This window comes from Paenibacillus sp. J22P277 (assembly GCF_059383675.1).
In genome coordinates this window covers 541,008-565,873 of the sequence record NZ_JBXENS010000005.1, presented here as the reverse complement: position 1 = coordinate 565,873, position 24,866 = coordinate 541,008, and the positions used below count along the sequence as shown (strand labels likewise).

The following is a 24,866-nucleotide window of genomic DNA, read 5'->3' as shown; positions in this document are numbered from 1 at the left end:
CATTATCCTTTGAGCAGGTTCCCGTTGAATAGGATATTCAACGTACGCACGAACAGAACGAGCAACGCGATGCTTAGAAAGGCCAGGATGACGGTGGAAATGGCGATCAACAGCCAAGAATCCACGTACAACGCATACTCCAACGCCGCATTGCTGAGCGCCGCCAACGGAAAGCTTACCGCCCACCAGGAAGCGCCGAACGGGATCGACTTTTTGAACACTTTGAAGAACAAGACAATGAACAAAAACAAACCGAAATAAAACAGGATCGACGCGAAAGGATCAATGCGATGTTCGAAATTCGCATAGCCCAGAAACCCGACCTCGAACGGCGCGATCATGATCATCATCGAAGGCGTGAGTCCCGCAGGCAGCGGATCATGATGAATCAATCGGGTTAAAATCATCGTGAGGAACACCAACGCGATGATTCCGCCGATGGCAAGCGACATCAGATTGATCTCATGCGCCCAAGGAAAGGGCATCGTTCCGCCGGCCACGGCGATGTCCAACGTTCCTACGCCGGGAATCAGCCAAGGCGGAACCACGTTCACGTGATCGTGATTTCCGTTCAACAAGCGTCCAAGCATGATGCAACTGAACAAGAGCGTCAGAACGGTTCCGACGATCCAAATCACCTGCCCCGTTGATTGACTATGAACGCCGATTACAGTGGAAAGCAGCAGGATCGCTATCGTGATCGTACCGAAGAAATTGCCCAAGATGGGATGCGTGAATTCCGCTTTGACTTTGTGCGGATAGCGCACCCATTTTGAAATGTAGCCTGCGCTCACCGCTAGAAACATCAAGATCGCCACGATGCCGATGACATCCGCGATGACCGTGGAAGTGCCGTATAGCTTGCTCGCTTGTCTCCAAGCCAAGGATAGACCCGACATTCCCATAACCGACGCGAACAGGTTGACGGGCAAGAATTGAACAGAACCGATGCTTCTTTGTTTGGGTACGGCAGCTATGGTCTGCATGAACGTTCACCACTCTCTCTCTGTAATTTTTAATCGTATGCTCGCTCGCGAGCCCCGCGGCGCTTCCGATTCACTTATTCTATGCAATTTGAAATAATAGATCAATGTCATTGTTTCTATCAGAACGATAGATCAAACCAATGAATCATGCGATTAGGCGCCTTCGCTGTCGCAGTACTCCAGCGGCGCGTTTTGCTTGAGCGACCTTACATGCGCCGTCAGCGTATCGATAAAGCCTCGCGATGCCTTGCCCATATATTTGTCGCGGTGATACACGATGCCCACTTCCCTGCAGAGCGTAGGATTCTGCACCGGAATGTGAACCAAGTCGTCGTAGTCGTACATGTCGATCAGCGTCTTCGATAATATCGTGCCGCCTCCGCCCGAACGAACGAATCCGAATAACGAATCGATCGTCGAGGTTTCGATCAAGGGAACCAGCGTGTGGCCGGCCTTGGAACATGTCGCATCGACCAATTGGCGGCAGCGGTGGGTTTCGGGGAACATGATGATCGGCACGTTCAGGACCTCTTCGAAATCGATGGCCGCGCGTCCCGCGAACGGATGCTCCGCCGTCGCCACGAAATAAAACCTTTCTTGATACAGCGGAATCATGTGGATTCGTTCATCCTCGACCGGCAAGATCGTAATGGCCAAATCCAATTCGTTCTGCAAGATGCGGCTCACGATATCCTCGGCGCCGAAAATCTTGATGCGAACTTTGGGAAAATCGCGATGGAAATCAAGCAGCAAGGAGGAGACCAGCTGGTTGAGCTCGCCCGGAAGCGCGCCGATCGCTATCGTGCCGCGTTCGATTTGCTGCAGCTCTTGAATTTGCTCTTTGGCGCTCGCCAAATGACCAAAGGCCGATTTGCTCTTTTTGTACAAAATCAAGCCGGCCTCGGTTATCGCGATTTTTTTCCCGATGCGGTCGAATAACGGTACGCCCAGCTCGTCTTCAAGCGCTTTGATCTGATGGCTGAGCGAAGGCTGGGTAATCCCCAGCTTGACGGAAGCCCTCGTAAAATGCAGTTCCTCGCAGGTCGCGATAAAATAATCCAATTGTCTTAACTCCATGTCGATCGGCTCCTTCCTTTTCGGTGTTTCTCGGAGACGCGGAATCGCTTTCGAGTGTCTGATCGCGTTCGCGTCGACGAGCTGACTTAAAACCAAAAAGCCGCGTAAAACGCGGCTCCCTGCATCCTATTATTTGCTGGTCGACGAATAATAGAAGGTTCGGCAAATGCCTTGCTTCAACGCGTTAAGGCCGCATCCGGCGCAGCAGTCTCCGCGATCTCTCCGCGCGACATCGCCGTCAAGCCCGTACGCGTGATTTCCATGATGCCGTACGGGCGCAGCAGCTCGATCAACGCATCGATTTTTTCTTGCTCTCCGACGCCTTGCACGATCAGATGATGTTTCCCGATATCGATGATCGAAGCCCGGAAAGGATCGACGATCCCGAGGATCATCGCCTTCACTTCGGATACGGCGCTCACTTTGACGAACGCTAGCTCGCGCTCGACCAACGGATAAGCGGTCAATTCATCGATTCGAACGACGTCGATCAGCTTGTAGAGCTGCTTCTGCACTTGTTCGAGCAGCTTGTCGTCGCCGGAGGTCGCGATGATCATGCGGGAGAATTCGGGTTCTTCGGACTGCCCGACCGTGATGCTGTCGATGTTGAAGCCGCGGCGTCCGAATAAGCCGGCAACTCGCTGCAGCACGCCCGGATGATTGTTGACGAGCACGGAAATCGTGTGGCGTTTCATCGTTCATCCCCCAATATCATGTCGTCGATCGTGGAGCCCGGGGTAACCATCGGATACACGTTCTCTTCCTGATTGACGACGAAATCGATCAGCACGGGGCCCGGGAAGTCCATGGCTTGCTTCCACGCGCTGCGGGCTTCTTCTTTATTCGTTGCCCGAAGCCCTTTAACCCCATAGGCTTCGGCCAATTTCACGAAATCCGGACTGCCGGAGAGTTCCATGTGGCTGAAGCGGCTATCATAAATAAGCTCCTGCCATTGCCGAATCATGCCGAGGACCTGGTTATTCAGAATCACGATCTTCACGGGAAGGTTATGAAGGGCGCAAATCGCAAGCTCCTGCGCGCACATCTGAATCCCGCCGTCGCCATTGAACGACACCACGAGGCGGTCCGGGTTGCCTACCTGCGCCCCGATCGCCGAGGGCAAGCCAAAGCCCATCGTGCCAAGTCCCCCGGAAGTAATAATCGAGCGCGGATGCTTGAACTTATAAAATTGAGCGGCCCACATCTGATGCTGGCCGACGTCCGTCGTGACGATCGCTTCCCCGTTCGTCGTGTCGCTGATCATGTCGACCACGAATTGCGGTTTTAACGTGATATCCGAATCCGTGTAACGAAGCGGTTGCTCGAACTTGTTTGCTTGAATGAGCGTCAGCCAGGCTTCCGATTTTGCCGCTTTGGCCTTCGCGTTCGCCTGCCGCAGCACGGATCTCACGTCGCCGAGGATCGGAATCGCCGTTTGAACGATTTTGCCGATTTCGGCCGGATCGATATCGATATGCGCGATCGTGGTCGCGTTAGGCGCGAATCCGCTCGTTTTCATCGTTACCCGGTCGTCGAAGCGGGCTCCGATACCGATGAGCAGATCGCAGCTTTGCAAGGCTTTATTCGCGGTGTAGGTTCCGTGCATCCCGGGCATGCCCATCCATAATTCGTGCGCGCTCGGAAATCCGCCCAATCCGAGCAAGGTCGTCGTAACCGGTATCCGCGTTTTCTCGGCGAATGCGAGCAGTTCCTGGGCAGCGTCGGAATAGATAACGCCCGCGCCGGCCAGAATGACCGGACGCTCGGCTTCTTCTACCGCTTTGAGCAATTTTTCGATTTGCGCGGCATTCGGATCGACGTCCGGGCGGTATCCCCGAATCTCGGGTTTCTCCGCCGGATACCGGAAAATCGTCGTTTGACTCGACACGTCCTTCGGAATATCAATTAATACCGGTCCTTTTCGGCCCGTAGAAGCAATATAGAAGGCTTCATGGATGATCTTCGGCAGGTCCTTCGCATCCCGAACGAGGTAGCTGTGTTTCGAGATCGGCATGGTGATGCCGGTAATATCCGCTTCCTGAAACGCATCCGTGCCGATGAGTGCCGTCGAGACATTCCCGGTGATTACGACTAGCGGAACCGAATCCATATTGGCGGTGGCGATACCCGTCACGAGATTGGTCGCCCCGGGACCCGATGTCGCAAAGCAGACCCCGACTTTTCCCGTCGCGCGCGCGTAGCCGTCGGCCGCATGAATCGCCCCCTGCTCGTGACGCGCTAAAATGTGCGTAAACTCCGGCATGTCATGAATCGCGTCGTAAACATTGATGATGCTTCCGCCCGGGATCCCGAACACGCATTCCACGCCTTCGAGCAGCAAGCTGCGGAGAAGCGCTTCCGATCCCGTTACCGTGTCGTTCTTCATGAGTCCGGCAATCCGTTCGCGTGTCGCGTGTTGCTCCTCTACGTTTATCATGATTTTCTTCACCCGTTTCCAAAGAAAATGACTTAAAAACTCCTTCCGACCCGCATGCGGCGAGAAGTCGGCCGCTAGGGACAAAAGGAGGCTTTACGCTACCTGTCGTTCGATTGTATGTAATTCGGATAGATAGATCAATATCATTGTTTCTATGGAAACCATAGATGAAAACTATCGTAATGATGGTCAGCACTCGCATCCGATGGTTTTATATGCGGGGAATGTTTCTTTTTCGCCAAAAAAACCGCCCTTAAAGGGCGGTTTTTCCGGTTCACGCTCGCCGCGAGCCAAGATATGACCCGGTTTATTGGTACCCGGCCGCTCGCGCCAACCTCGCCAGATTTCTCAACAAAGCACGCTGCACCCATGGCGGAGGCCCGACGAGGTACCCGTCGATGCACTCCCAAGCGAGTCCCAACCACAGCGGATTACGCGGGATCCCTTTCGATGTCAATTTGCCTTCGCATTCCAGCTTGTGCAGCAGGCTGAACATATTCCCGTGCATGCCCGGCGGGCGAATCTCATGCTTCGCCACCAGCTGTTGATCGCCGGCATTCCAGAATTGATGTACCTGGTTCGGCAGAATCGTCAGTTGCTCGCCTGCGCCGAGTATGATTTCCTTCCCGTCCACGACGAATCGCATGCAGCCCTCCGACACCTCGAACGATTCCGTGAGAACCGGGTGCCAATGTGGACCGTTCATCGGGCCTTTCCGCGTCACCTTATGTTCGATAATCAGGAATTCCCCCTGCTCATCCGTTCCTTTGGACAAAAAACCGACCGTCCGGCCGTCTGGATGAACCAACGTTTCGCCGACGACGATTTCCCTATCCGCTTGTTTTCGTTCTTTGGTACCGTTCAATTGACTCGCCTCCATGTCGAAGATTACGGTAAGCCGGCAACCAAGCGATGCCGCTTCAGCCTGGGCGCCTACCGAATCCGAGATGTATGGCTGAATGATGCCGATGGCACGTTTCTTGGTATCGATTCCGGGCTCTTTCGGTTAAGGATTCTATGGTCAGGGCCTAGGTCCTCCAGCATATGGCGATTTTCAAAAAGAATAAATAGTGCGAGATTGGTACCGCATTGGCATTTTCCGCAACTCAGCGCCCTTGAAGTGATATTCAAACCGTTTGCGGTCCAATAACCGCGCAAAGACAGCTGCGCCGTGAGTCCGAACGGAACGACCGTGCATGGCTGAACGTGAAAGATGTATACTAAACGCTAAAGCGATTTGTTTTATTGACTTGTAATCGGTCAGTCAATACAATACGTACTACTACCGCTCCGACGGGAAGGATGGTAACCGTGACGAGAGCCCGAGGATACCTTGAAGCACGAAAGGTTGGCGTTCCAGCACGTCATCGAGCGGATGCTCGGCGATTCTTTTGCCTTCTCTATGCCTGATTGAGCCCGATAAACGAAATAGTAGCTAGGAAGAAAGGCGATGATGCACATGTACTTGTCGACGTATTTCTTCGAAGATGACGGACGTATCCCGAATAATCCCGGCCTGCCCGTGCTCGTATACGCCGGAGCCTTTCGAACCGACCCCCATCAGGCTGAAGCAATCTTTAACCGGAACAACTGGCGAAACAGCTGGGTGAACGGCGTTTACGCGTATCATCACTATCACAGCAATTCGCACGAAGCGCTGGCCGTGCTCGGCGGATCGGCGTTGCTGATGATCGGCGGGGAGAACGGAAAAGAAATCGAGGTGCAAGCAGGCGACGTGCTCGTTCTTCCGGCCGGCACGGGGCATAAATTGCTGCGCGCGGGCGCAGGCTTCTCGGTGACCGGTGCCTATCCCGGCGGGATGAGTTATACGACGAGAACCGGCAACGCCGGAGAACGGCCCCGGGATCTGGAAGACATTCAGCGCGTTCCGCTGCCCGATGAGGACCCGGTTTTCGGCCGTGAAGGACCGCTCCATTCCAACTGGACAACGAAATAAGGGCATCCTGCCGGATGTCCTTATTGTTGCGGTTCCCGTTCACTCCTCTTTCTTCGTCGCCAGCTTGGACTCGATCGATGCCAGAAGCCGTTTGATCTCCATCAATTCGCCGCTGAACTGTTCCTTGTTGCGCACGCCCTCCGCTTCAATGCGGTGCAGGTGGCTTTGAATATCATCGATCTCTTGCTCTGCCTTATAATTGATGGCAAAATCGATCACCGACTCATGTTTATCCCTGGCATTTTGCCGATTTTGGCTCATCATGATGATCGGTGCCTGGAAAGCCGCAAGAAAAGACAGGCATAGATTCAGCAGAATAAACGGCGGTTCGTCATAGTGAAGCGGCTTGATGAACGGAAGCGAATTCCATATCATCCAGACCACAAGCAACGCGCCGAAGAAGCCGATGAACGTCCAGCTGCCGCCGAACCTGGCGATATTGTCCGCGAGCCGATCGGAAAAGGTCGTGTTGACCGAGTATTCTTCGTCGACCCGATTCAAGATGCTTTTTTCGAAATCGTCCACTAATCTGTCGATGCGCTGCGCGTTTTTTTCGCTGAGCTCGATATCGAAGCCCTGAATGACGGAGGCCTCGTCGAAATCGATCGCGCTGCTGATTGGCTGGTTATTCATTTCTCCATTTCCGTCCTTGCGCACGATAAGTGCCGTATTCCATCCGAGTTAATTTGAACCTCTTGGCAGGATTTTATGCCGCCGTCGAGCAAAGAGGCGGATTTTGATCAGCAAAGAAGCCGGACTTTGATCAGCAAAGTCCGGCCTCTTCCGCCTCGGCGATTCAATTACGACAGCAATCGTTCGTGCTTGCGGAATTCATTCCTCCGATATATTCCTGAAACCTCGAAGGCTAGACAAGCTTCAGCATGCCCGTGTAAATGCCGGGCTCCGGCTGTTCGATCTCGATGGCGCCGACGGTATGCTTGTAGAAGTCGATCGGACCTGCGCCGCCGATAATGGCGTACGCGTAACCGTAATCCCGCATCGCCAGGAGCGTTTCGACCAACAGCTGCTTCCCGATTCCGAGACCGCGCGTCTGCTCGTCGACGCCCGTCGGGCCGAAGAAGCCTCTGCAGGTCGCGTCGTAGCAGGCGAATCCGAGCAGCTCGCCGTCCTTGACCGCGATCAAGCAGGAAATCGGCTGCCGGGCAAAAGCGATCTCGCATTCGCTGCGCCAGCCTTTGCCGAAGCGCTGCTCCACCCATTCGGCTACCGTCACCAGCTCGGGGCCGATCGCCCTGCGTACCGTGATCCCCGTACGCGCCGCATATTGTTTTGCCGATTCGGATTCCGGCAATTGGTATAATTTAACCAACATATCTCCCATTTGTCCTTCTTCCCTTCTCCGTTTGATGTGGCTGTTTGCTTCATCGCGCATCGGGGACGTGCATCCCCTCATGCTAGTGTACCTTTATTTGACTTCAGCTGCGAGTGAAGGATGCCGGACTTTCGTTCATTGAAGTTCTTATTCGCATCGATGCCGGTCCGCGCCTCGATGAAATCCATCATTCGGGCCAGCAGCTGATACATCAGCAAAAAAAGGAACCCGTCTCGCCAATTGGCGGACGGGTTCCTTTTAGTCGCGATCGCGTTGAACATGTTGCTTCGCGCAATCGTTCGAGCCCGATCTTCGATTGCCCGTTCAGGAGGCCAGCGCCTTTTTGGGCCGGGTTACTGCATACCAGAGAAGGATGCCCAACGAGCACAGGCATACCGCGATCAATATGCTGTAAGCCGATTCGTAAGCGTGCACCAGCGACTTCATCTTTTCGTGCGCGAGCAGCATCCCGCATACCGCGACGGATACCGAGCCCCCGAAAAACTGGATGAGCTGCATGAAGCCCATGCCCGAGCCGATCAGGCCGACCGGCAGGATTCGCGACGTTTCGTTGTTCAACGAGGCCATTGCCGCCGAATTCGCCGGCGAGAAGAACAGGTACCCGATCAGGATCACGTATGGCGACGCGCCGAGCTCTGCCCGAAATGCGATCAGCACGCAAGCGATGACGCATTGACCGAGTATCAGGAACCGCAGATTGCCGTACCGGTCAATCCACCGTCCGACGAAGCGCGTGAAAAAGGCGGACAACACGGCGCCCGGAGCGATCGTAAACCCGATGGCCAGCGGCGATTTGCCGAACAGATTCGCAAGCGCGAGCGGCATGAGGAACAAATTGCCGAGGTTTACGAGCAAGATGCAGAAACCGACGATCAGCAATTTCAGGTAGACCGGCTTTGCGAAAATCTCCGAATTGACGAACGATTCTTTACCTCGCCTGAGATGCCAGGCGTGGACGGCGATCGACAGCAGGCCGATCGCGAGCCAAATGAGCGAGCTCTTCGTCACGGCGGTCAGAATCGTCACGGCATTCACCACGGTAAGCATGGCGCCGAGGAGATCGAAACGGAACGGCTTCGGCTGTTCCGGGGGGATCAGGCGCAGCAATAGCGGGAGAAGCACCAGCACCAGGCAAGTGACGGCGAACAATCCGTTCCAGCCGATATACTCGCTGATCAAGCCGCCGATGATCGGCCCGAGTCCGAAAGCCAGGGCCGAGCCGGATGAGATCATCGATATCGCCCTGCCCCGCCGCTCGACGGGGATGTACCGGCTGGCGAGTATGAGCCCCAGTCCCGCCATCGCGCCGGCGCCGGCGGATTGCGCGATTCTGGCGAACAACAGCGATTGAAAGCTCGTCGCGAAGATGCCGAAGACGGAGGATAACCCCAGGATCGCCAATCCGACCGACAGCAATTTGCGGATCGGAAGCACGTCGGACAGTCTGCTGTAGATGACTGTCGATAGCGCATAACCGATCGAGTAGCTTGAGATTATCCAGGATCCGAGTGCCGCCGACACGCCGATATCCCGGATGATGCTCGGGATGGAGACGTTGAACATCGTCGTGTTCATCAAGACGATGAACAGTCCGAACGTCCATATCGGCATGACGATTTTGTCATTCATGGAGGTGCCGTCCTTGTCGGTTACTGGGTTGCTTGGGAGAGCGCGCCAAGATCAGATCGTAAGGCATGGTAATCGTCATGCACGGTACTCCTTTTCTAGGCGGCGCGGCACACTAACCCACGAGGTTCGTTTCGACCGCGATGTTGCCGTTCACGGCTCTATAGTACGGGCATATCGCATGGGCCTCTTCGACGACTTGCTTCGCGATGCCGGACTCGACGCCTTTAAGGGTAATATCCAGATTGACGGCCAGCACGAAGCCGTCGTCCTTGTCTTTGCCGAGGGTGACCTTGGACGCGATCTTGATCGCTTCCGCTTTGACTGATTTTTTCCGCAGCGCGACCCCGATCGCGCCTTCGAAGCACGCGGCGAATCCGGCAGCGAACAGCTGCTCCGGATTGGTTCCGTCTCCGCCGGGGCCTCCCAGCTCCTTCGGCACCCGCATGTTCACGTTCAGAATGCCGTCGCTGGACACCGCGTGCCCCTCCCTTCCGCCTTCCACGTTCACGTTCGCCGTATACAATTCCTTTTCCATTTTGATCATTTCTCGTCACTCCTTTGGTTGGGTGGATGGGACGAATGGCCCCATTTCGCTAGCATCTAGAATGACTTCATTCTGGTTGAAATATACATGTCCGGCATGCCAATTTATGAAGCCTCGCGCATAATTCAAGCGGCTTTGCGGGCGGGCTCCCGGATTTTTTGCGCGCCGGAAGCAACCAGAGCAGCACGACGGCCAGCGCCAGCGCGACGAATGCGGCCGAGCCGAGGATCGCGAGAGAAGTCGCGTGCGCGATTGGTTGTTCGGAAGCCGGGGCCGATCGCTTCGCGGCTTCAAAGACGGTGATGAGAATCGCGATGCCCATGGAGCATCCCTTTTGCTGCGCGACATTGATCAGACCGGGACGCCGCGCCGGAATCGCGGGTATCCCGCCCGACAGACCGAGCGCGGTCAACGGCAGGAAGATCATCCCTACGCCGATGCCCATGATCGCGAACGGAATGCATATGTCAGGAAAGTAATGCGCGCCAGCAATCCGATGCCGAACACTTCTCCATTTCCGCTTGAAGATTGCCAAAAACGGCAAATGGGATCGATGGATGCGACGAATGCCGCATTGGAGGTCGGTTATGAAAGCCCGTCCCAGCTCAACCGGGAATACCGGCGGTTGTTCGGACTGCCGCCGTATCAAGATATAAAACCGCTGCAAAAAAGCTCGTCGGGCGAGTTGTTGGAAAGCGTTTTGGGCAAGTCATGGACTTGAATCACGAGTGATCGCATGAAAAAAAGCCTGAGCATTCAGGCTTTTTTCATGCGATCATGTTTACCGTTACCCGTTCTTTTAAACGCTCTGGTGCACGACGATCAGAGCGGCCGCGATCAACGTAATGATGAAAGCCGGTACCGCTTGAGCGCTTGGGTGCTTCACCCGGAAGTGCGAGAGGCATGCGATCAGCATCGTGACGCCGATCAAGATGCCTGCCCATACGGCCACGGCCGGACTCCAGTATCCGATCACGAGACCGGCTGCCCCGGCGAGTTGAACGAACCCCGTAACGACGCGAAACCATTGCGGCAATTGAAGCGAATCGAACATTCCGACGAAATTCTTCGTGCCGGCAAGCTTATTCACGCCGCCGAAGGTCATGGAAACGAGCAAAAAACTTTGTATGATTACGAATAAGATATGCATCTGAACTCCCCCTTCCCTTTTATTATTCGACTTGAGGATTCAATAGGACACCATTTGGTGACGTTTTGATTATATGACACTATTTGGTGTCCTGTCAATACCGATCGTCCGCAAAAAATCCCCTCCGGTTGCCGGATGGCAAGTCCGTTATTCCAGCGGACTTGCCGTCTCCGTCATCCATGAGGGGATGTTTTATTGAAGCGGTTTTTTTTACGCGGCTTCGATCAGCCTTCATCTTCGATTCTCGCATGCACGGGCGAATACTTGCTGGGCATGATCCCGACCGCCGTTTTGAACGACCGGCTGAACAAATGAATGCTGGAATACCCCACCTCGTCGGCGATTTCCGTCAATGTAAGCTTGCCGTCGGCGATTCTTTTTTTCGCTTCCTCGATCCGAATATGGGTCACGTACTTCTGAATCGTGATGCCCAGCTGCTGCTTGAACAGATGCGATAAATGGTTCGTCGAGACGCCGGCCCGCCTGCTGATCGACGAGTTATCCAGATGCGGGTCGGAGAAACATTCGTGAATATGATGAACGGCCCTTTCGATAAAGGGCCAGCCTTTCGTCATTTTGCCTTCGCCGTTCTTGCGCTCCGCTTGGTTGCTCAAGAAGAGGTGCAGCAATTCCAGGCAGATCGACTTCGTAAGCAATATGCTGCCGGAATTGCTCGTGAATGCCTTGTGCAGCCGCAAAAACCGCTTTTTCAATTCGATCCGGTCCGCCAGCTGCAAACGAGAGATCGGGACGATCGAGGCCATCCTCATCTCCCGGTCGTCGACCTTCTTCCGCATCCGCTCCGTTGCGTTCGTATGCTTCAGCAAGCTGCGTTCTTCGTCGTAATGCAGATCAAAGTGAAAAATATATTGAATCAAGGGGACGGTCGAGGCGGATTTGATGAGATGCGGCATGAAAGGATGCATGAGCAGCAAGTCGCCCTCCCTAGCCACATACTTTACGCCGCTCAGGAAAAACTCCGCTTCCCCCTGCTCGATATACGTAAAGACATGGTCGTGATCCAGCCACTCCCCGGTCAACGAGCCGGACTTCATGATTTTGACGGCCCTGACAAAAGGAGAGATGCCGTTCATCCACGACTCGTCCATCGAATTGCCCTCCCGACTTTGCGCATGCCGAAGCTTCCAACCGAGCAAAGGCAGCACCCTGCCCTGACAACAGCCTGCGGCTTGATCGCATCCGACCGACTATCCTGATCGCGATCCCGGCCCCGAAGGCCAACTAACGGCTCATTTCTCGTATCTTACCAGCGCGGCAGCCGAATTGTCTATATCGGCTACGCCGTAATTCGTCTAGGACCAGTCGAACAACACGCCGTTGTAAGCGTCCTTGTTGTGCCGGAGTCCGTCGTAAGCTTCTTGCGCTTGTCCCGGCTTGATCACGTGGCTGAGCAGCGGCTCGATGCGCAGACGGTTCTGCTTCATCAATTCGAACACGATCTTGGAGTTCCGGACCAATGAATGCTTCACGAACGCGTTCGGCTCCGTCGGGTAGCGCCATTCATGAGCGCCCTTGAACGTAATGCAGCCGCGATTGTACAGATGGCAATAATTCAATACGTCCGTCACGTCCGCGTTGAACTCCCCGCGAGGGCTGCCCAGGAAAACGATCTCCCCCAAGCTCCCGATCCAGCCGAGGCTCTCGACGCCGACCTGCGGTACGCCCGTCGCCTCGATCTGCGTCGACACGCCATGCCCGTCCGTGATGGCCAGGATCTGTTCCTTCACCCCGCCAAGCCCGCCGTTCAGCGCGTAATCGATCCCGCATCGCTTGGCGGTATCCATACGCGCGGACGACAAATCGATGCCGATGACGAATGCGCCCTGCAGGCGCGCCAGCTGCGCGGCCAGGTTACCTACCAGCCCAAGCCCCGTTACGCTGACGTAATCGCCGACTTCGATATCCGAGACGCGCACCGCCGTGAACGCGACCGTCGCCATCCGGGTAAACGGCACCCATTTGAGATCGAGCTCGGCCGGGGCCTTGATGCACATATGGCTCGCGGACACTACTTGGTATTCCGAGTGGCTGCCATAATGGAACACGGCGTCGCCGGGCATGAAGCCCTCGACGCCCCGTCCGACGTCGACGACCCGGCTTACGCTCGCATAGCCCGGACATACCGGCAGCTCGGCCCACCATTCCTTGCCGGACAGCATCGCCAGCTCGGTTCCCGGACTGATGAGCGAATAGATCAGCTTGACGAGCACCTCGTGGTCAGCCAGCGCAGCCGGGCTGAACTCCTCTTCCGCGAGCTCGACTTGCTGCGGGGCAACGAACATGATTTTGCGGTTTTTCAATCGGGACCCCTCCTAGTGGAATTGCTTACATCAATAATGTAAGGCTTTTCCGGGTGGAAGTCTTTGACCCTGAATCCGATTTTTTATCTAAAACAACGATTCAACTCCCGCCTGACAGTCGCGCAAAATCCTACCCGTTCAACCTTTTGCAGGTCGACGGGTCAACGCCCAGAACAGCAGCGCCAGCGCGCTGACGGCCGCGCCCAAGACGCAGACCCCGGCCCAACCCGCGCCGGCATAGACGGCGGTCGACGCGATCGCGCCCGCTGCGCTGCCGACCGAATAGAACACCATGTACAATCCCGTAAGCCTGCTCCGCGCTTCCGGGTACTCCGCGAAGATCATGCTTTGGTTGGTCACGTGCACGGCTTGCACGGACAGATCGAGCAGGATAATGCCGCAGATTAGCGCGACTAGCGAATGCGGCGCGAATAAGATCGGCAGCCAAGATAAGGCCAGCAAGCCTAGCGCCGTGCCCGTTACCCGCTGCCCGAATCCGCGATCCGCCAGCCTGCCGGCGCGCGATGCGGCCAGCGCCCCGGCGACGCCGGCGAGACCGAACGCTCCGATCGCCGTATGCGACAACGCCATCGGAGGCGCGCTGAGCATAAGCCCCATCGAGGTCCAGAGGATGCTGAAGGCGGTAAAGATAAGCAGCGCCAGCGCCGCCCGCGTGCGCAATATCCGTACCTGCGCGAATAAGGCGAGCATGGAGCGCAGCAATTGCGAATAGGCGATCCGCTCGTATTGCTGCTCGCCGCGGGGCAGCATGCGGAACAAAACAATGGCGAGGACGAGCGTGAACGCGGCCGATGCCAAGTATACGACACGCCAGCCGCCCATATCCGTCACCGCCCCGGCGAACGACCGCGCCAGCAGAATGCCGATGACGATGCCGCTCGTCACGTTGCCCACGACGCGCCCGCGCTCTGCCGGCGATGCGATCGTCGCCGCGAACGCCACGAGCGTTTGCGTCACGACGGCGAGCAGGCCGACCGCCGCCAAACCGATGAACAGGACCTTCTCGTCGGAGGCCGTCCCGACCGCGATCAAGGCCGCGGCGGAACCCAGCATTTGCCCGGCGATCAATCGGCGCCGGTTCAAGTAATCGCCGAGCGGCACCAGCAGCAGCAGACCGAGCGCGTAACATGCCTGCATCACCGTGATCACGATGCCGACGGATGCGGGCGCGATATCGAATTCGAGCGAGATCGCGTCAAGCAGCGGCTGCGCGTAATAAATGTTCGCGACGGACAAGCCGCACGCGACGGCAATGAATGGCACGACGTAACGGGGCAGCGGCCGCAAGGACAATTTCCCGGCAGCAGCCGGCGTTTCTTGCGGATTCGTTCCTACAACCTGGTTCTTCAACGGGGTGCCTCCTTAGCGGAATACGAATCACATCATAACATACTGATCAGTATGTTATGATGAACTATAACGTAAGCACCTCAGCTTTGTAAAGAGTTGGATGAACGGTCCGGAAAAATACCGATCATTATGTAATACGGCGGTCGGTCGATTATGGACGCGACCTGGCTTCGGATACCAACTATCCTGAGCCGGGTCGCATGTCATCGATGCCTCATTCCTGTTTTAGCAAATCGTTCATCTCGTGCCAATTATAAATACGTACTTTTCCCGTTTGATTTTTTGCGGCACGGAGCATCGCTTTTGCGATGGTCTCTCCTTCGATTCCTTTGTAGCGGTTCATTTTACCCGTGAACAACGGATCAATGATCCTCCATATGCGCATAATGACTTTTTCCAACGGGCGGTTTTCCTTCCGATTCCCCATGATCATCGACGGACGGAAGAAGTGCGCATGTTCAAAATCAAGCGCCGCGATATCCCGTTCGATTTCGCCTTTGGCTCGTACGTATGCGATGCCCGAATCGACTTTCGCTCCGACCGCGGTGACCGCGAAAACGGATGTTGCCCCTCTTTCTTTCGCGATTTTTCCCGCTAACACCGGGTACTTATGCGTCTCGCCCAAGGCAAGGAATATTTCGTCCGCCTCGATCTCTTCTCTTAAGCCAGGCAAGGAGTCGTAATCGCCCAGCAATGTTTTTAATTTGGGATGATGGATAGTCGGATTTCTCCGGACAACGGCGGTAACTTGCCCATAATCTTCATCCATCAACAATTCGCGCAGCAGATACGAACCCACGAATCCGGTTGCCCCGAAAATAACGGCCTTTTTCATCCTCGTCCCTTCTCCTGTCCATACGATCATATTTCAAAGATTCGCAATGACGATCGCCATCCCTATGGTTGCGGATGACGATCGAAGCGCTATATGGCGATTAATTGATCGGCAGGTTTGCCAGCAGCGATAAGTCGCTGCCTTCGTAATCGGTAGATCGGCTGACATCTTCCCACTCGGCGGCGTCCTTCGCGTTCGCCTTCATCGCCATCTCGACGCCAAAGAGCGAGTCGCTCCCAAGAATAAGGTGGCTGGGAAGCTCTTCTTTGCGGGACAATTCAAGGATGACCTTGGCCACTTTGGCGGGATCGCCGATCTCTTTGCCTCGATAACCATTGACCATCGCCGCCATAGCCCCGACGCTGGCTTCATATTCCGGCAACAAACGGGGCATATTGTTCATCGTGTTGTGTGAAAATTCCGTACGCATGCCGCCCGGCTCGACCGCGATGGCTTTGACGCCGAATGGAGCGAGCTCCGCCGCCAAAGATTCCGTGAATCCGCTGACCGCGAATTTCGCTGCGTGATAGATCGCCCCGCCAGGCGCTGCGGCACGACCGGCTATAGATGAAATGTTGATAATATGGCCGGATCTTTGCCCGCGCATAACGGGGATCGCGGCAGACACCGTATGAATGACGCCGTATAAGTTCGTGTCGATGACCGCTTTTACCTGATCGGGGGTTGTTTGTTCAAACGGAGCCATGAGACTCAGCCCGGCATTATTCACCAACACGTCCAAGCCGCCGAATGCATCCACCGCCAGCTGCACGGCCGCGCGGGCGGCAGTCGAATCCGTCACGTCAAGCTTTGCCAGCCGGATGTTGGAGCCGTAACGTTCTTGAAGATCGGCTAGACTGTCGGTCGTTCTCGCAGTCGCGACCAATCTGTCTCCGTTCTCAAGGATTGCTTCCGCGATTGAACGCCCTAATCCGCGATTCGTGCCCGTTACCAACCATACTTTGCTCATGTTCAGATAACCTCTTTTCGTTATATTGAGTATGTTCTCACTCATTTTAATGCCGAAAAAGAAGCACGCCTTATTTGCGTGCAATGGCGCCCCACAACGCCTCCCAACCCAAAGACTTGTATTGTTCGAGTTTGATTCCATCCTCGGCGGCCATCTGCAACACCATATCGGCGATGGCGTTAATGGTCCCTCCCAAAAAAAGCATCGGCTGCTCCCGGAGAACGCCTGTCCGGATGCCGTTCTCGACCACGGTCTGCAGGTTGTAGAACATCTCTTCGCTTTCGTGCTGAACCGGTTCCGTGATTCGTTCCGAGACGCCGAGCTGCCGGAGCGCCTTTCGCTTGTCCGGATGATTCGATCCCCAATCAAGATAACGCACCCACAGATGCTTGATTTTCTTCCGGATGTCCGCGTCGGTCGGATAATCGGCGGCAAGGAAGTCGAACAGGTCCGACTTTAACACCAAAAATAATTGGTTGAGCAAATCGTCTTTGGTCGGAAAGTAGACAAACAACGTCCCTTCCGCGACTCCTGCGTTCTTCGCGATCTTAACCGTGGAAGCAGCAACGCCGACGGACGCTACTTCTAGCGTTGCCGATGCCAGCAAGGCCTTTCTTTTCTCTTCGCTTAAGGGGCGTGCCAAGGATAAACCTCCTATGTTTTATTATGAGTGAGAACATACTCAATATACAATGCTTCTTCTCGCATGTCAAATTGACGCTCGCCGCGTCAACCCCCGTACAAATACGACTTCGCGCCTGCCCCGATATAAGCTTTCCAAACGACGAAGTTAAACGGGTACGTCCAGTCTATCTCGTCGCCACCCATGATCTCGTGCAGCCGGTTACTGTTGAACAGTATCGAGCCCTGCTGATCGAACGCAACGCCGTCCACCCACAGCATCCGGTCGTCGGACACGAGCTCCGCGAACGTATCGCTGCCTGACGCGTACCGCCCGATTCCCTTGCCTTCGAGCATCGTATAATACACGTTTCCCAGCGCATCGGCATGCATCCCGTCGGTCGCGGTGCGTTTGCTGCCGATCGTCTGCACGGCTCCCGCGATTTGCGCTTGAGGCGTCCGGAAATCCCGCAGCCAAGCCGTATCCATGGCATATAGATTACGTGCAGTGAGCGGGCAATAGTACAACGTGGAACGGTCCGCCGATAAAGCGATCCCGTCCGCGCCTGCGCGCAGCGGCACGGGCTTCTCATCGATCGCGAATTGAAATCCGGGAACGTCCTGCGTGCTGAATTGCCGGTCCAATACCCGACGGAACGCTCGCTTCTTCATGTCGTAGACGATAATACCCCCGCGCACCGGATGGTCCAGCCCGCCCTGGCCGGAATCGGTGATGTACACGAAGCCGTTCCGGTTATCGACGACGAGATCGTTCAGGAACGAGGTTCGCGGCGGAGCGACTTCGTCCGGGATCGGGACGACGTCGATCATCCGCCGGGCGTTCAAATCCCAGACAAGCAGCTTTTGGGAGCCCGCAGGCGAAGGCTCGAACGCGATTTTCCCCTGATCCAGCAGCCATATCCGGTCCAGCTCGTCGATCTCAAAGCCTTGGACGGAATGCAGCGTCATCGGCGACGCCGGCTGATTCCATGCCCAGCTCGGATAAGCCTCCAGCATCGGCTTTCCGTTCCGGAGGAAAAGCCGGTTCATCGTGGCGGGAATGCCCGGCGCGAGGCGGGGCACGCAGACGTAATAGCAGCCTGACCGGTCGACCTTGACGCCGGTGGGAACGGCTTTCTTCCAAAAGCCTTGCGCTTCGAACTCCGTCTTCATGAGCGGATCGGGAAACGCCCAATCCAACCGGCTCCAATGAAACGCCATTCCATACCGCAATGCATCCGCCTCCCCTATCCGTCCGCGATAACCTTCTTTCTAGGTATATGTGGGCTTCCGGCGTAAATTACGCCGCTTGCCCGCCTTGCTTCCACTTCATTGCCGTCGCATCATGCATGACAGTCCACGCTCCTCCGCATGCGGAACCCGGTCAATGAAAAAACCCGGCAATAAGCCGGGCTCGCTGGATTAGGCGATGGTCGAAGACAAGGCGGTTTGCAAGCTTTGCTGCAGGACGAGCACCTGTTGTTTCGCTTGAATGATTTGCTCTTTCAGCGCAATGATTTGTTCCAAGTCCGCTACGCCTTCAGTCTCGTTGCCGGCCAGTTTGGCGGCTTTCACTTGGGTCCATAGCGATTGCTTTTGCGTGCGAAGCGTCGCGATCGCATCCTGCTGCGCCTTCATTTGCCGAGCCAAGCCTTTGAGCGTCTTTTTCATTACCGCTTTCTGTTCTTTCGTCAGCGCGTTTCGTGCGGATTTGTCGGCATCATGGAGTGCCTTGATCTGCTCGGACAACGCTTTTTGTTCGGCTCTTAACGAGACCAATTGCGCCTTGAGCGCGGCGGTTTGCGCTTTCCACTCGGCGTGCTGCGCTTGCTTTGCCGCTGCAGCCGGGTTTGCCGGATCCGCTTTGGCCGCGAATGCCGATTGCGCCGCTCCGATCGATAGCGCAAGTCCCAATACGGCCACGATCGCTTTCTTGTTTTTCATTTCATTTCCTCCGGTTGTCGTAGTCATGGTACATCTACCACTCTAACGGGAAATTGTATCAAAAGTTTGTCATGACACGGTCCATCGGGAGCGCAATGCGGATTTCCGTTCCTTTGCCCGGCTCCGAAGCGGCGATGATCGTCCCCCCGTGGGCATGAACGATATGGCGCGAGATCGTCAGTCCCAGGCCGAATCCTTTCGTGGAGCGGCTGGATTCCGCTTTGTACAGCCGCTCGAACAGATGCGGCAGATGTTCGGGAGCGATGCCCGTGCCGTTATCTTCGACGGACAATCGGATGAATTGCGCGTCGCGCCTCAGGCGAACGATCACGCGCGTGCCATGATCGTTATGCTCGAGCGCGTTGCCGATTAGATTGATCAAGACTTGCCTTATGCGCTGGGCATCCGCGCTCATCATGACGGACGTTTCCGCGCTCGCTTCGAATCGGAGCTCCATGCCCATCGTTTCCGCCTTGTGCGTGAACTGCAACAAGGTCTGCCCGGCAAGTGCCGTCAGATCCGTCATCTTGAAATCAAAGTTGATCCGATGCTCCTCGAAGGCGGACAATTCATGAATATTATCGATCAGCTTCCCGAGCCGCAAGGATTCCTCCAGGCCCAATGCCGCGAATTCCCGTTGTTCCCGCGGCGACAGTATCCCGTCGGAAAAAGCCTGCAGCGTCGCGCGGATGCTCGTCAGCGGCGTTCGCAGTTCATGCGCGATCTCCGCGATCAAGCGTCTGCGCTGTTCCTCGATCCGCTCGATCCGCTCGGCCATCGTATTGAAGGACATGCCGAGCCGAGCCAGTTCATCCTGTCCCCGCGCATCGACGCGCAGCGTGAAATCCCCTCTGGCCACGGCTCGGGCGGCCTTGTCCAGCTTGCGGATCGGGTTCGCGAAACGGCGCGCGGCGAACCAGAGCAGCAGCAGCAGCGGCCCTGCCGAGGCCAGCGCGACCAGCCAGATGCTTCTGCGTATCGGCGCGGCCAGTTCTTTCACGTTCGCAACCGGCGCATAGACGAACGCGGAGGCGACGACTTCATCGTTCTGATAGAGCGGAAACCCGACCACCAGCACCTTGGCGTCGTCCTGCTTGCGGAATTTGGCGATCCTCTCGACGCGCGCGCCTTCGCCGACGGAGACGACCCAGCTCTTGATGTCGGGACGCACTCCGACCGCGTACAGGTCCTGCTGCAGATACTTTACTTTTTTCCCGAGGATGCTGACCGAGATTTCTTGGTCTTTCTCGATGCCCTTCAACGCCTTCCGAAACGCGGCCGGGGTCAGGCTCCCTTGCGAATAGCGTTCGTAGGTTTGCTGCACGGCCTCCGATTGCGCAGCCAGCTGATTCAAGCCCTGCCGATAGAAATCCCGCTGCGCGAGCCAGTTCAAGGTCAAGCTTAGCACGAGCAGCATCGTCAACGTGATCGCAAGCATGGCAACCAGCCATTTGCGAAAGAGGGAATTCAACATGGCGGCGCGACCTCGAATTTATAGCCGACGCCCCAGACGGTCGCGAGATGCCAGCCCGTTCCCGTTCCCAATTTGCGCCTGATCCGCTGAATGTACAGATCCACGACCCGATCCTCGCCGTCAAAGTCCCAGCCCCATATGCGCGCGATCAGATCCTCGCGGGAGAATGCTTTTCCGGGGCGTTGCACCAGAAAAGCAAGTAAATCGAATTCGCGCTTGGTCAAGCCGATCGCGTCCGCATTAACCGCCACGGTAAAGGAATCCATTCGCAAAGCCAGGTTCCCGACGACGATCTCGTTCGCCCGAGCCGGGCGTTCGTCCGCTTGCGACCATGCGGACCTCCTCAGCACGGCATCGATACGGGCCAGCAATTCATTGGGATCGAACGGCTTCACCAAGTAATCGTCCGCTCCCATGCGGAGTCCTTCGATGCGCTCATGCGCTTCCCCGCGCGCCGTCAGCATGATGATCGGGGTGCGAATCGCTTCGTCCCGGAGCTGCCTGCAGACGGCCCATCCGTCCAGCTTCGGGAGCATCAGATCCAGCACGGCCAGATCGATCCGCCCGGATTTGATTTTATCCAATGCGGTCGGACCGTCGTAAGCTTCTTCCGCATCGTAACCGTTTTTGACTAAATACAGCTTCGTAATCTTGATGATGGACGGATCATCGTCGACAATCAATATTCGCTTCGGTATAAGTGCCGTCTCCTCTTGTTTGCCGGATGGATAAGCGCGGGCTTGCATGGCTCGTCAAATATAATATTCGATGAAGGCGTCGTTGTATTTGTCGGAATCTTTCTTCCGTAGAAGCCAGATGATCAACGTAATCGCGCTCAACATCCCGATCAGCCCGTAAGAGAATTGAAACGCATGAAAATTCGTCGGCATCCGCCCCGCCGGAACGATGCGCAGGGCCGCTTCGTAGAGCATGCCGCTCAGCGTAATGCCGATGCCCATGCCGAGCGTGCGGCTCATGTTCAAGGTCGCGCCGGCTACGCCGTACCGGTCGGACGGTACGTTCCCCATCACGTTGCTGTTATTGGGCGGGGTAAACATGCCCATGCCGCTGCCCGTCAAAAACAAGCCCAGCAGCAATAACCCGATCTCGTCGCCGCTGTGGATCGAGGCGAGCAATCCGCTTCCGAGCAGCGCCAGCACGGTACCGCCGATGGCGGGAACGCGAACGCCGAACCGGTCGGAGAGGTAGCCGGAGATCGGCGTGAAGATCGTCATGCCGACCGGAACCAAGGACAGTACCAGTCCCGCCGTTTCCGCCTTCAATCGAAAGCCGGTCTCCATCAGGAAAGGACTGAGCAGCAGCACCCCGTACATCACGGTAAACGACAGGAAGCTCGTCAAATTCCCGTATCGGAACACCTTGCTCTTGAACAGAGACAGGTCCATTAACGGCGCCGGGGAATGCTGCTCCTCCCTGACGAAAGACGTTAAGGCCAGCATCGCCGTAAAGACGCACAGCAGGATGAACGGGGACGTCCAGCCTTGGCCCAGGCCGGTGTTCAGCACGTACACCATCATGATGAGTCCAGGCAACAGGAACAACAGCCCCCAATAATCGAAGCTTTGCTTCTTCCTGCCCTCATCCCGCGGCAATAGCAGCACGGCCAACACGGTCCCGGCGATCCCGATCGGCACGTTCACGTAGAAGAGCCACCGCCAGTCTCCCAAGCTAAGCAAAGCGCCGCCGATCACCGGCCCGACGCTGAGCCCGATCCCTTGCGCGCTTGCCTGAATCCCGATCGCCCTTCCCCGATGCGCCGCGGGCGTGGCCGCCGTAATGATCGATACGCTGTTAGCCTGCAGCATCGCCGCGCCGACCGCTTGAAAGACGCGCGCGATCAACAGTCCGGCAAAGCCCGGAGCCGCGCCGCAGGCGACGGAGCTGACGAGAAATACGAAAAAACCCATGGCGTACATCCATCGGCGGCCGAACAAATCGGCTATTCGGCCGAACGGAATCACGAGGGCGGATAACGTCAGCAAATAAACCAAGCTGATCCACTCCGCTTTCGCCATGCCGATGCCGAATTGCCGCATCAACGACGGAAGCGCCAGATTGATGATGCTCGCGTCGAGCGCGGCCATGAACGCGCCGATGCAGACCGTCGACACGACCAGCCAATGATAGCCCCTGCGGCTCGTTATCCTCTCGGGCGGCGAATAATCCCTGAAATGGGACAACTGCGACATGCGATCTATCTCCTTTCCCGCTATTGGCAACTTGATAGGGAAGTTCATCTCCCCGCGCCAATAACCGCTCTCCAGTGGACGAGCGTTCGTAACCTACACTCAGTATAGCAAATAAACCATTGCCGTTGCCCTGTTGCCGAATATATACATGGAAACTTCAAAACTTCAACAGGCCACTGCCTGTGAAAGTCCATCGCCGTGCCGCCGTACGTTATGATCAGCGCTTCGCGGTCGTTGCCGACATCCGACGATAAAAAACAAGCCCTGCCGGGCAGCCGCGTTTCGCTTGCGTAGGCAAGCTTTGTCGCGGCCGCGCCTTTGCGGCGGGGCTTGTCCTTCATTACGCGCTGGAGTTACGGCTCTGGCGTCCGGCCGTATCCGGTCGTCTTAGGAATCGATGAACGCAACCAAGGTGAGGAACCGCTTCAGGATCGTCGCGGATTGGGCGCGGGTCGCGGACGTCTTCGGGCTGATCGTGTCGGCGGTCAGCCCGTTGATCAAGCCTTCGTCGATCGCGGCCGCCATTTCCTGCTGCGCCCAGACGATGCTGTCCTTGTCTTTGAACTTGGCCAGCGCGGCAGCGGGATCGGCCGCATCGGCTTTGACGCCCAGATAGCCGAGCGCGCGGACGGACATCGCCGCCAATTCCTCGCGGGTGATCGGTTGGTCCGGCCGGAACGAATTGTCCTCGTAGCCGTCGATGATGCCCGAACGGACGGCGGCCGATACGGCGCCGGCATACCAATCCGAGACGCGCACATCGCTGAACGAGCCGGCCGCTGGCGGCTGCGACAGCGTCAAGCCTAGGGAGCGGACGACCATGGCGGCGAATTCGGCGCGGGTAACGTTGCGATTCGGCTGGAATTCGCCGTTTGCGACGCCGTTCACGATCAGCTTGTTCGCCAGCAGCTCGACATCCGATTCGGCCCAGTGGGCCGCCATATCGGAGAACGAGCGATTGCTCGATAACACGGCGTACACGCCGTTGCCGTTCCTTTTCAGCGTCGCGACGGTATCGTCGCCGTTCGGCGCGAACGCGGACGGGACGAAGCCGAGCTGATCCAATGCTTCATCATAGACTGCGCCAGTCGTTTTCGACGCATCCGCCTTGCCCTTGACGTTAATGGTGCGGGAGACGTACGTGCTGCCGAAATCGATGTCTGCGGACTTTCCGTTGCCGGATACGGACACGGTGAACGCCACGGCGTCCGAGATGACGTTCGAGCCGATCGCTTTAGCCGCTTTGACGATGGCTTCCGACGTATCGCCGTCTGCCTTGGCGATGGCGACGGTGATCGTGATGTTCGTCAGATCGGTGCCAAGCGCCGCCTTCAGCGCATCCGGCTTGACCAGCGACAACGGCAGCGTGTACGTGCCGTTTCCGTTGACGATCTTGACGGTTGCATCCGGCTTCTTCGCCGCATCCGCAAGCGCGGAAACGGGCAGCTGCGCGCTGTCGGTTCCGACGGTGACTTCCACCTGGCCGGATGCCGTAAACGCGGCTGCGAGAGCGCCGCCGTCGACCTTGCCGTCCGGCGCGTTGATTTTGCCGCTGCCGGCGTCAGACCCGCCGCCTGCTCCGATGCCGCCTCCAACGCCGCTGTCTCCATTGCCGGGGTTGGCGGTCGCAATCGCGTCCGCCTGCGCGGCCGGCGAACCGTTCTGATCGTTCACGTAAACGATGTAATCGGCGATATCGGGCAAGGCACCCGTGGTAATGGCAGCGGACAGGCTTCCGTTGCCGTCCGCCTCCGCCTGCCCCATGGCGGCGATGCTTGCGGCCTTCTTATTGACGACTCTGATCGTGTAGGCGCCGGCGTTCGCAAAGCCTGTTCCGCGCACCGTCACGACCCCGCCGTCATAGCTTGCCGAGACGGCTGGCCCGGGCTCCGCAGCCCAAGCCATGGCGGAGAAGAGGGATAGACACACGAGAATGGCAAGTACCAGCGGCAGGATTCGTTTAGTCATGGTTGATCTCCTTCTTTC

The 24,866-nt window shown here is 56.7% G+C and carries 23 protein-coding genes and 1 pseudogene; 2 read left to right on the top strand and 22 right to left on the bottom strand.

The genetic code is table 11. The annotated features are described in order from the left end of the window. Positions 1 to 2: 2 nt before the first annotated feature. From AC50YL_RS19655 to AC50YL_RS19635, 5 genes are all read right to left on the bottom strand, one after another. A complete protein-coding gene (locus AC50YL_RS19655; protein WP_494834097.1) occupies positions 3 to 986 on the bottom strand; it encodes an SLAC1 anion channel family protein in 984 nt (327 codons plus the stop codon). Positions 987 to 1,139: 153 nt separating this feature from the next. Further along, a complete protein-coding gene (locus tag AC50YL_RS19650) occupies positions 1,140 to 2,063 on the bottom strand; it encodes a LysR family transcriptional regulator (RefSeq protein ID WP_494834096.1) in 924 nt (307 codons plus the stop codon). Between the two features lie 176 nt (positions 2,064 to 2,239). Further along, positions 2,240 to 2,758 carry an acetolactate synthase small subunit gene (ilvN, locus tag AC50YL_RS19645; RefSeq protein ID WP_494834095.1) on the bottom strand — a complete coding sequence of 173 codons (519 nt, stop codon included), beginning with the start codon at positions 2,756 to 2,758 and terminating at the stop codon, positions 2,240 to 2,242. Further along, positions 2,755 to 4,500 (bottom strand): biosynthetic-type acetolactate synthase large subunit, encoded by a 1,746-nt coding sequence (ilvB, locus tag AC50YL_RS19640; protein ID WP_494834093.1) that lies wholly within the window; start codon positions 4,498 to 4,500, stop codon positions 2,755 to 2,757. The genes ilvN and ilvB overlap by 4 nt, the downstream gene beginning before the upstream one ends. A 307-nt stretch (positions 4,501 to 4,807) precedes the next feature. Next, the gene (locus tag AC50YL_RS19635) at positions 4,808 to 5,365 is read right to left on the bottom strand and encodes a cupin domain-containing protein (protein WP_494834092.1); all 558 of its coding nucleotides are present in this window, start codon (positions 5,363 to 5,365) and stop codon (positions 4,808 to 4,810) included. 585 nt (positions 5,366 to 5,950) lie between these two features. Here AC50YL_RS19635 and AC50YL_RS19630 point away from each other — a divergent pair. Continuing rightward, positions 5,951 to 6,457 (top strand): cupin domain-containing protein, encoded by a 507-nt coding sequence (locus AC50YL_RS19630; RefSeq protein WP_494834090.1) that lies wholly within the window; start codon positions 5,951 to 5,953, stop codon positions 6,455 to 6,457. Positions 6,458 to 6,496: 39 nt separating this feature from the next. On the opposite strand, the gene AC50YL_RS19625 is transcribed toward AC50YL_RS19630, so the two are convergent. From AC50YL_RS19625 to AC50YL_RS19610, 4 genes are all read right to left on the bottom strand, one after another. After that, positions 6,497 to 7,090 (bottom strand): DUF1003 domain-containing protein, encoded by a 594-nt coding sequence (locus AC50YL_RS19625; RefSeq protein ID WP_494834089.1) that lies wholly within the window; start codon positions 7,088 to 7,090, stop codon positions 6,497 to 6,499. A gap of 232 nt (positions 7,091 to 7,322) precedes the next feature. Next, complete coding sequence (locus tag AC50YL_RS19620) at positions 7,323 to 7,799, bottom strand: GNAT family N-acetyltransferase (RefSeq protein WP_494834088.1); 477 nt, start codon at positions 7,797 to 7,799, stop codon at positions 7,323 to 7,325. A 315-nt stretch (positions 7,800 to 8,114) separates the two neighbouring features. Beyond that, a complete protein-coding gene (locus AC50YL_RS19615; protein WP_494834086.1) occupies positions 8,115 to 9,440 on the bottom strand; it encodes an MFS transporter in 1,326 nt (441 codons plus the stop codon). Positions 9,441 to 9,552: 112 nt separating this feature from the next. Next, entirely contained in the window at positions 9,553 to 9,975 is a 423-nt protein-coding gene (locus AC50YL_RS19610; RefSeq protein WP_494834456.1) for an organic hydroperoxide resistance protein, read from the bottom strand. 562 nt (positions 9,976 to 10,537) lie between these two features. On the opposite strand from AC50YL_RS19610, the pseudogene AC50YL_RS19605 reads away from it, so the two are divergent. Beyond that, a pseudogene (locus AC50YL_RS19605) lies at positions 10,538 to 10,705 on the top strand (helix-turn-helix domain-containing protein); the annotation flags it as partial. Positions 10,706 to 10,783: 78 nt separating this feature from the next. On the opposite strand, the gene AC50YL_RS19600 reads toward AC50YL_RS19605, so the two are convergent. The 13 genes from AC50YL_RS19600 to AC50YL_RS19540 all read right to left on the bottom strand — a co-directional run bounded on the left by AC50YL_RS19600 (position 10,784) and on the right by AC50YL_RS19540 (position 24,848). Further along, complete coding sequence (locus tag AC50YL_RS19600; RefSeq protein WP_494834084.1) at positions 10,784 to 11,134, bottom strand: DoxX family protein; 351 nt, start codon at positions 11,132 to 11,134, stop codon at positions 10,784 to 10,786. A gap of 224 nt (positions 11,135 to 11,358) precedes the next feature. Further along, positions 11,359 to 12,243 (bottom strand): AraC family transcriptional regulator, encoded by an 885-nt coding sequence (locus tag AC50YL_RS19595; protein ID WP_494834083.1) that lies wholly within the window; start codon positions 12,241 to 12,243, stop codon positions 11,359 to 11,361. Positions 12,244 to 12,447: 204 nt separating this feature from the next. Beyond that, a complete protein-coding gene (locus tag AC50YL_RS19590) occupies positions 12,448 to 13,455 on the bottom strand; it encodes a zinc-dependent alcohol dehydrogenase (RefSeq protein WP_494834081.1) in 1,008 nt (335 codons plus the stop codon). A 138-nt stretch (positions 13,456 to 13,593) separates the two neighbouring features. After that, a complete protein-coding gene (locus tag AC50YL_RS19585; RefSeq protein WP_494834454.1) occupies positions 13,594 to 14,769 on the bottom strand; it encodes an MFS transporter in 1,176 nt (391 codons plus the stop codon). 271 nt (positions 14,770 to 15,040) lie between these two features. Further along, positions 15,041 to 15,661, bottom strand: coding sequence for an SDR family oxidoreductase (locus AC50YL_RS19580; protein ID WP_494834080.1), 621 nt, complete (start codon positions 15,659 to 15,661; stop codon positions 15,041 to 15,043). Positions 15,662 to 15,761: 100 nt separating this feature from the next. Then, complete coding sequence (locus tag AC50YL_RS19575) at positions 15,762 to 16,631, bottom strand: SDR family NAD(P)-dependent oxidoreductase (protein WP_494834078.1); 870 nt, start codon at positions 16,629 to 16,631, stop codon at positions 15,762 to 15,764. Positions 16,632 to 16,701: 70 nt separating this feature from the next. Beyond that, entirely contained in the window at positions 16,702 to 17,274 is a 573-nt protein-coding gene (locus AC50YL_RS19570; RefSeq protein ID WP_494834076.1) for a TetR/AcrR family transcriptional regulator, read from the bottom strand. 86 nt (positions 17,275 to 17,360) lie between these two features. After that, a complete protein-coding gene (locus AC50YL_RS19565) occupies positions 17,361 to 18,473 on the bottom strand; it encodes an L-dopachrome tautomerase-related protein (RefSeq protein ID WP_494834453.1) in 1,113 nt (370 codons plus the stop codon). A gap of 201 nt (positions 18,474 to 18,674) precedes the next feature. Further along, entirely contained in the window at positions 18,675 to 19,196 is a 522-nt protein-coding gene (locus AC50YL_RS19560) for a hypothetical protein (RefSeq protein WP_494834075.1), read from the bottom strand. A gap of 58 nt (positions 19,197 to 19,254) precedes the next feature. Further along, a complete protein-coding gene (locus AC50YL_RS19555) occupies positions 19,255 to 20,670 on the bottom strand; it encodes a sensor histidine kinase (RefSeq protein ID WP_494834073.1) in 1,416 nt (471 codons plus the stop codon). Continuing rightward, positions 20,664 to 21,353, bottom strand: coding sequence for a response regulator transcription factor (locus AC50YL_RS19550; RefSeq protein WP_494834071.1), 690 nt, complete (start codon positions 21,351 to 21,353; stop codon positions 20,664 to 20,666). Before AC50YL_RS19550 ends, AC50YL_RS19555 begins: the two co-directional genes overlap by 7 nt. Positions 21,354 to 21,422: 69 nt before the next feature. After that, entirely contained in the window at positions 21,423 to 22,880 is a 1,458-nt protein-coding gene (locus tag AC50YL_RS19545) for an MFS transporter (protein WP_494834069.1), read from the bottom strand. A gap of 387 nt (positions 22,881 to 23,267) precedes the next feature. Beyond that, the gene (locus AC50YL_RS19540; protein WP_494834067.1) at positions 23,268 to 24,848 is read right to left on the bottom strand and encodes an S-layer homology domain-containing protein; all 1,581 of its coding nucleotides are present in this window, start codon (positions 24,846 to 24,848) and stop codon (positions 23,268 to 23,270) included. Between the last annotated feature and the right edge of the window lie 18 nt (positions 24,849 to 24,866).

What these genes read in the sequence shown, in the direction of transcription:
- AC50YL_RS19655 (WP_494834097.1), bottom strand. Translation starts at nt 986, where the DNA reads ATGCAGACCATAGCTGCCGTACCCAAACAAAGAAGCATCGGTTCTGTT.
- AC50YL_RS19650 (WP_494834096.1), bottom strand. Translation starts at nt 2,063, where the DNA reads ATGGAGTTAAGACAATTGGATTATTTTATCGCGACCTGCGAGGAACTG.
- ilvN (WP_494834095.1), bottom strand. Translation starts at nt 2,758, where the DNA reads ATGAAACGCCACACGATTTCCGTGCTCGTCAACAATCATCCGGGCGTG.
- ilvB (WP_494834093.1), bottom strand. Translation starts at nt 4,500, where the DNA reads ATGATAAACGTAGAGGAGCAACACGCGACACGCGAACGGATTGCCGGA.
- AC50YL_RS19630 (WP_494834090.1), top strand. Translation starts at nt 5,951, where the DNA reads ATGATGCACATGTACTTGTCGACGTATTTCTTCGAAGATGACGGACGT.
- AC50YL_RS19625 (WP_494834089.1), bottom strand. Translation starts at nt 7,090, where the DNA reads ATGAATAACCAGCCAATCAGCAGCGCGATCGATTTCGACGAGGCCTCC.
- AC50YL_RS19620 (WP_494834088.1), bottom strand. Translation starts at nt 7,799, where the DNA reads ATGGGAGATATGTTGGTTAAATTATACCAATTGCCGGAATCCGAATCG.
- AC50YL_RS19615 (WP_494834086.1), bottom strand. Translation starts at nt 9,440, where the DNA reads ATGAATGACAAAATCGTCATGCCGATATGGACGTTCGGACTGTTCATC.
- AC50YL_RS19610 (WP_494834456.1), bottom strand. Translation starts at nt 9,975, where the DNA reads ATGGAAAAGGAATTGTATACGGCGAACGTGAACGTGGAAGGCGGAAGG.
- AC50YL_RS19600 (WP_494834084.1), bottom strand. Translation starts at nt 11,134, where the DNA reads ATGCATATCTTATTCGTAATCATACAAAGTTTTTTGCTCGTTTCCATG.
- AC50YL_RS19595 (WP_494834083.1), bottom strand. Translation starts at nt 12,243, where the DNA reads ATGGACGAGTCGTGGATGAACGGCATCTCTCCTTTTGTCAGGGCCGTC.
- AC50YL_RS19580 (WP_494834080.1), bottom strand. Translation starts at nt 15,661, where the DNA reads ATGAAAAAGGCCGTTATTTTCGGGGCAACCGGATTCGTGGGTTCGTAT.
- AC50YL_RS19575 (WP_494834078.1), bottom strand. Translation starts at nt 16,631, where the DNA reads ATGAGCAAAGTATGGTTGGTAACGGGCACGAATCGCGGATTAGGGCGT.
- AC50YL_RS19565 (WP_494834453.1), bottom strand. Translation starts at nt 18,473, where the DNA reads ATGGCGTTTCATTGGAGCCGGTTGGATTGGGCGTTTCCCGATCCGCTC.
- AC50YL_RS19560 (WP_494834075.1), bottom strand. Translation starts at nt 19,196, where the DNA reads ATGAAAAACAAGAAAGCGATCGTGGCCGTATTGGGACTTGCGCTATCG.
- AC50YL_RS19555 (WP_494834073.1), bottom strand. Translation starts at nt 20,670, where the DNA reads ATGTTGAATTCCCTCTTTCGCAAATGGCTGGTTGCCATGCTTGCGATC.
- AC50YL_RS19545 (WP_494834069.1), bottom strand. Translation starts at nt 22,880, where the DNA reads ATGTCGCAGTTGTCCCATTTCAGGGATTATTCGCCGCCCGAGAGGATA.
- AC50YL_RS19540 (WP_494834067.1), bottom strand. Translation starts at nt 24,848, where the DNA reads ATGACTAAACGAATCCTGCCGCTGGTACTTGCCATTCTCGTGTGTCTA.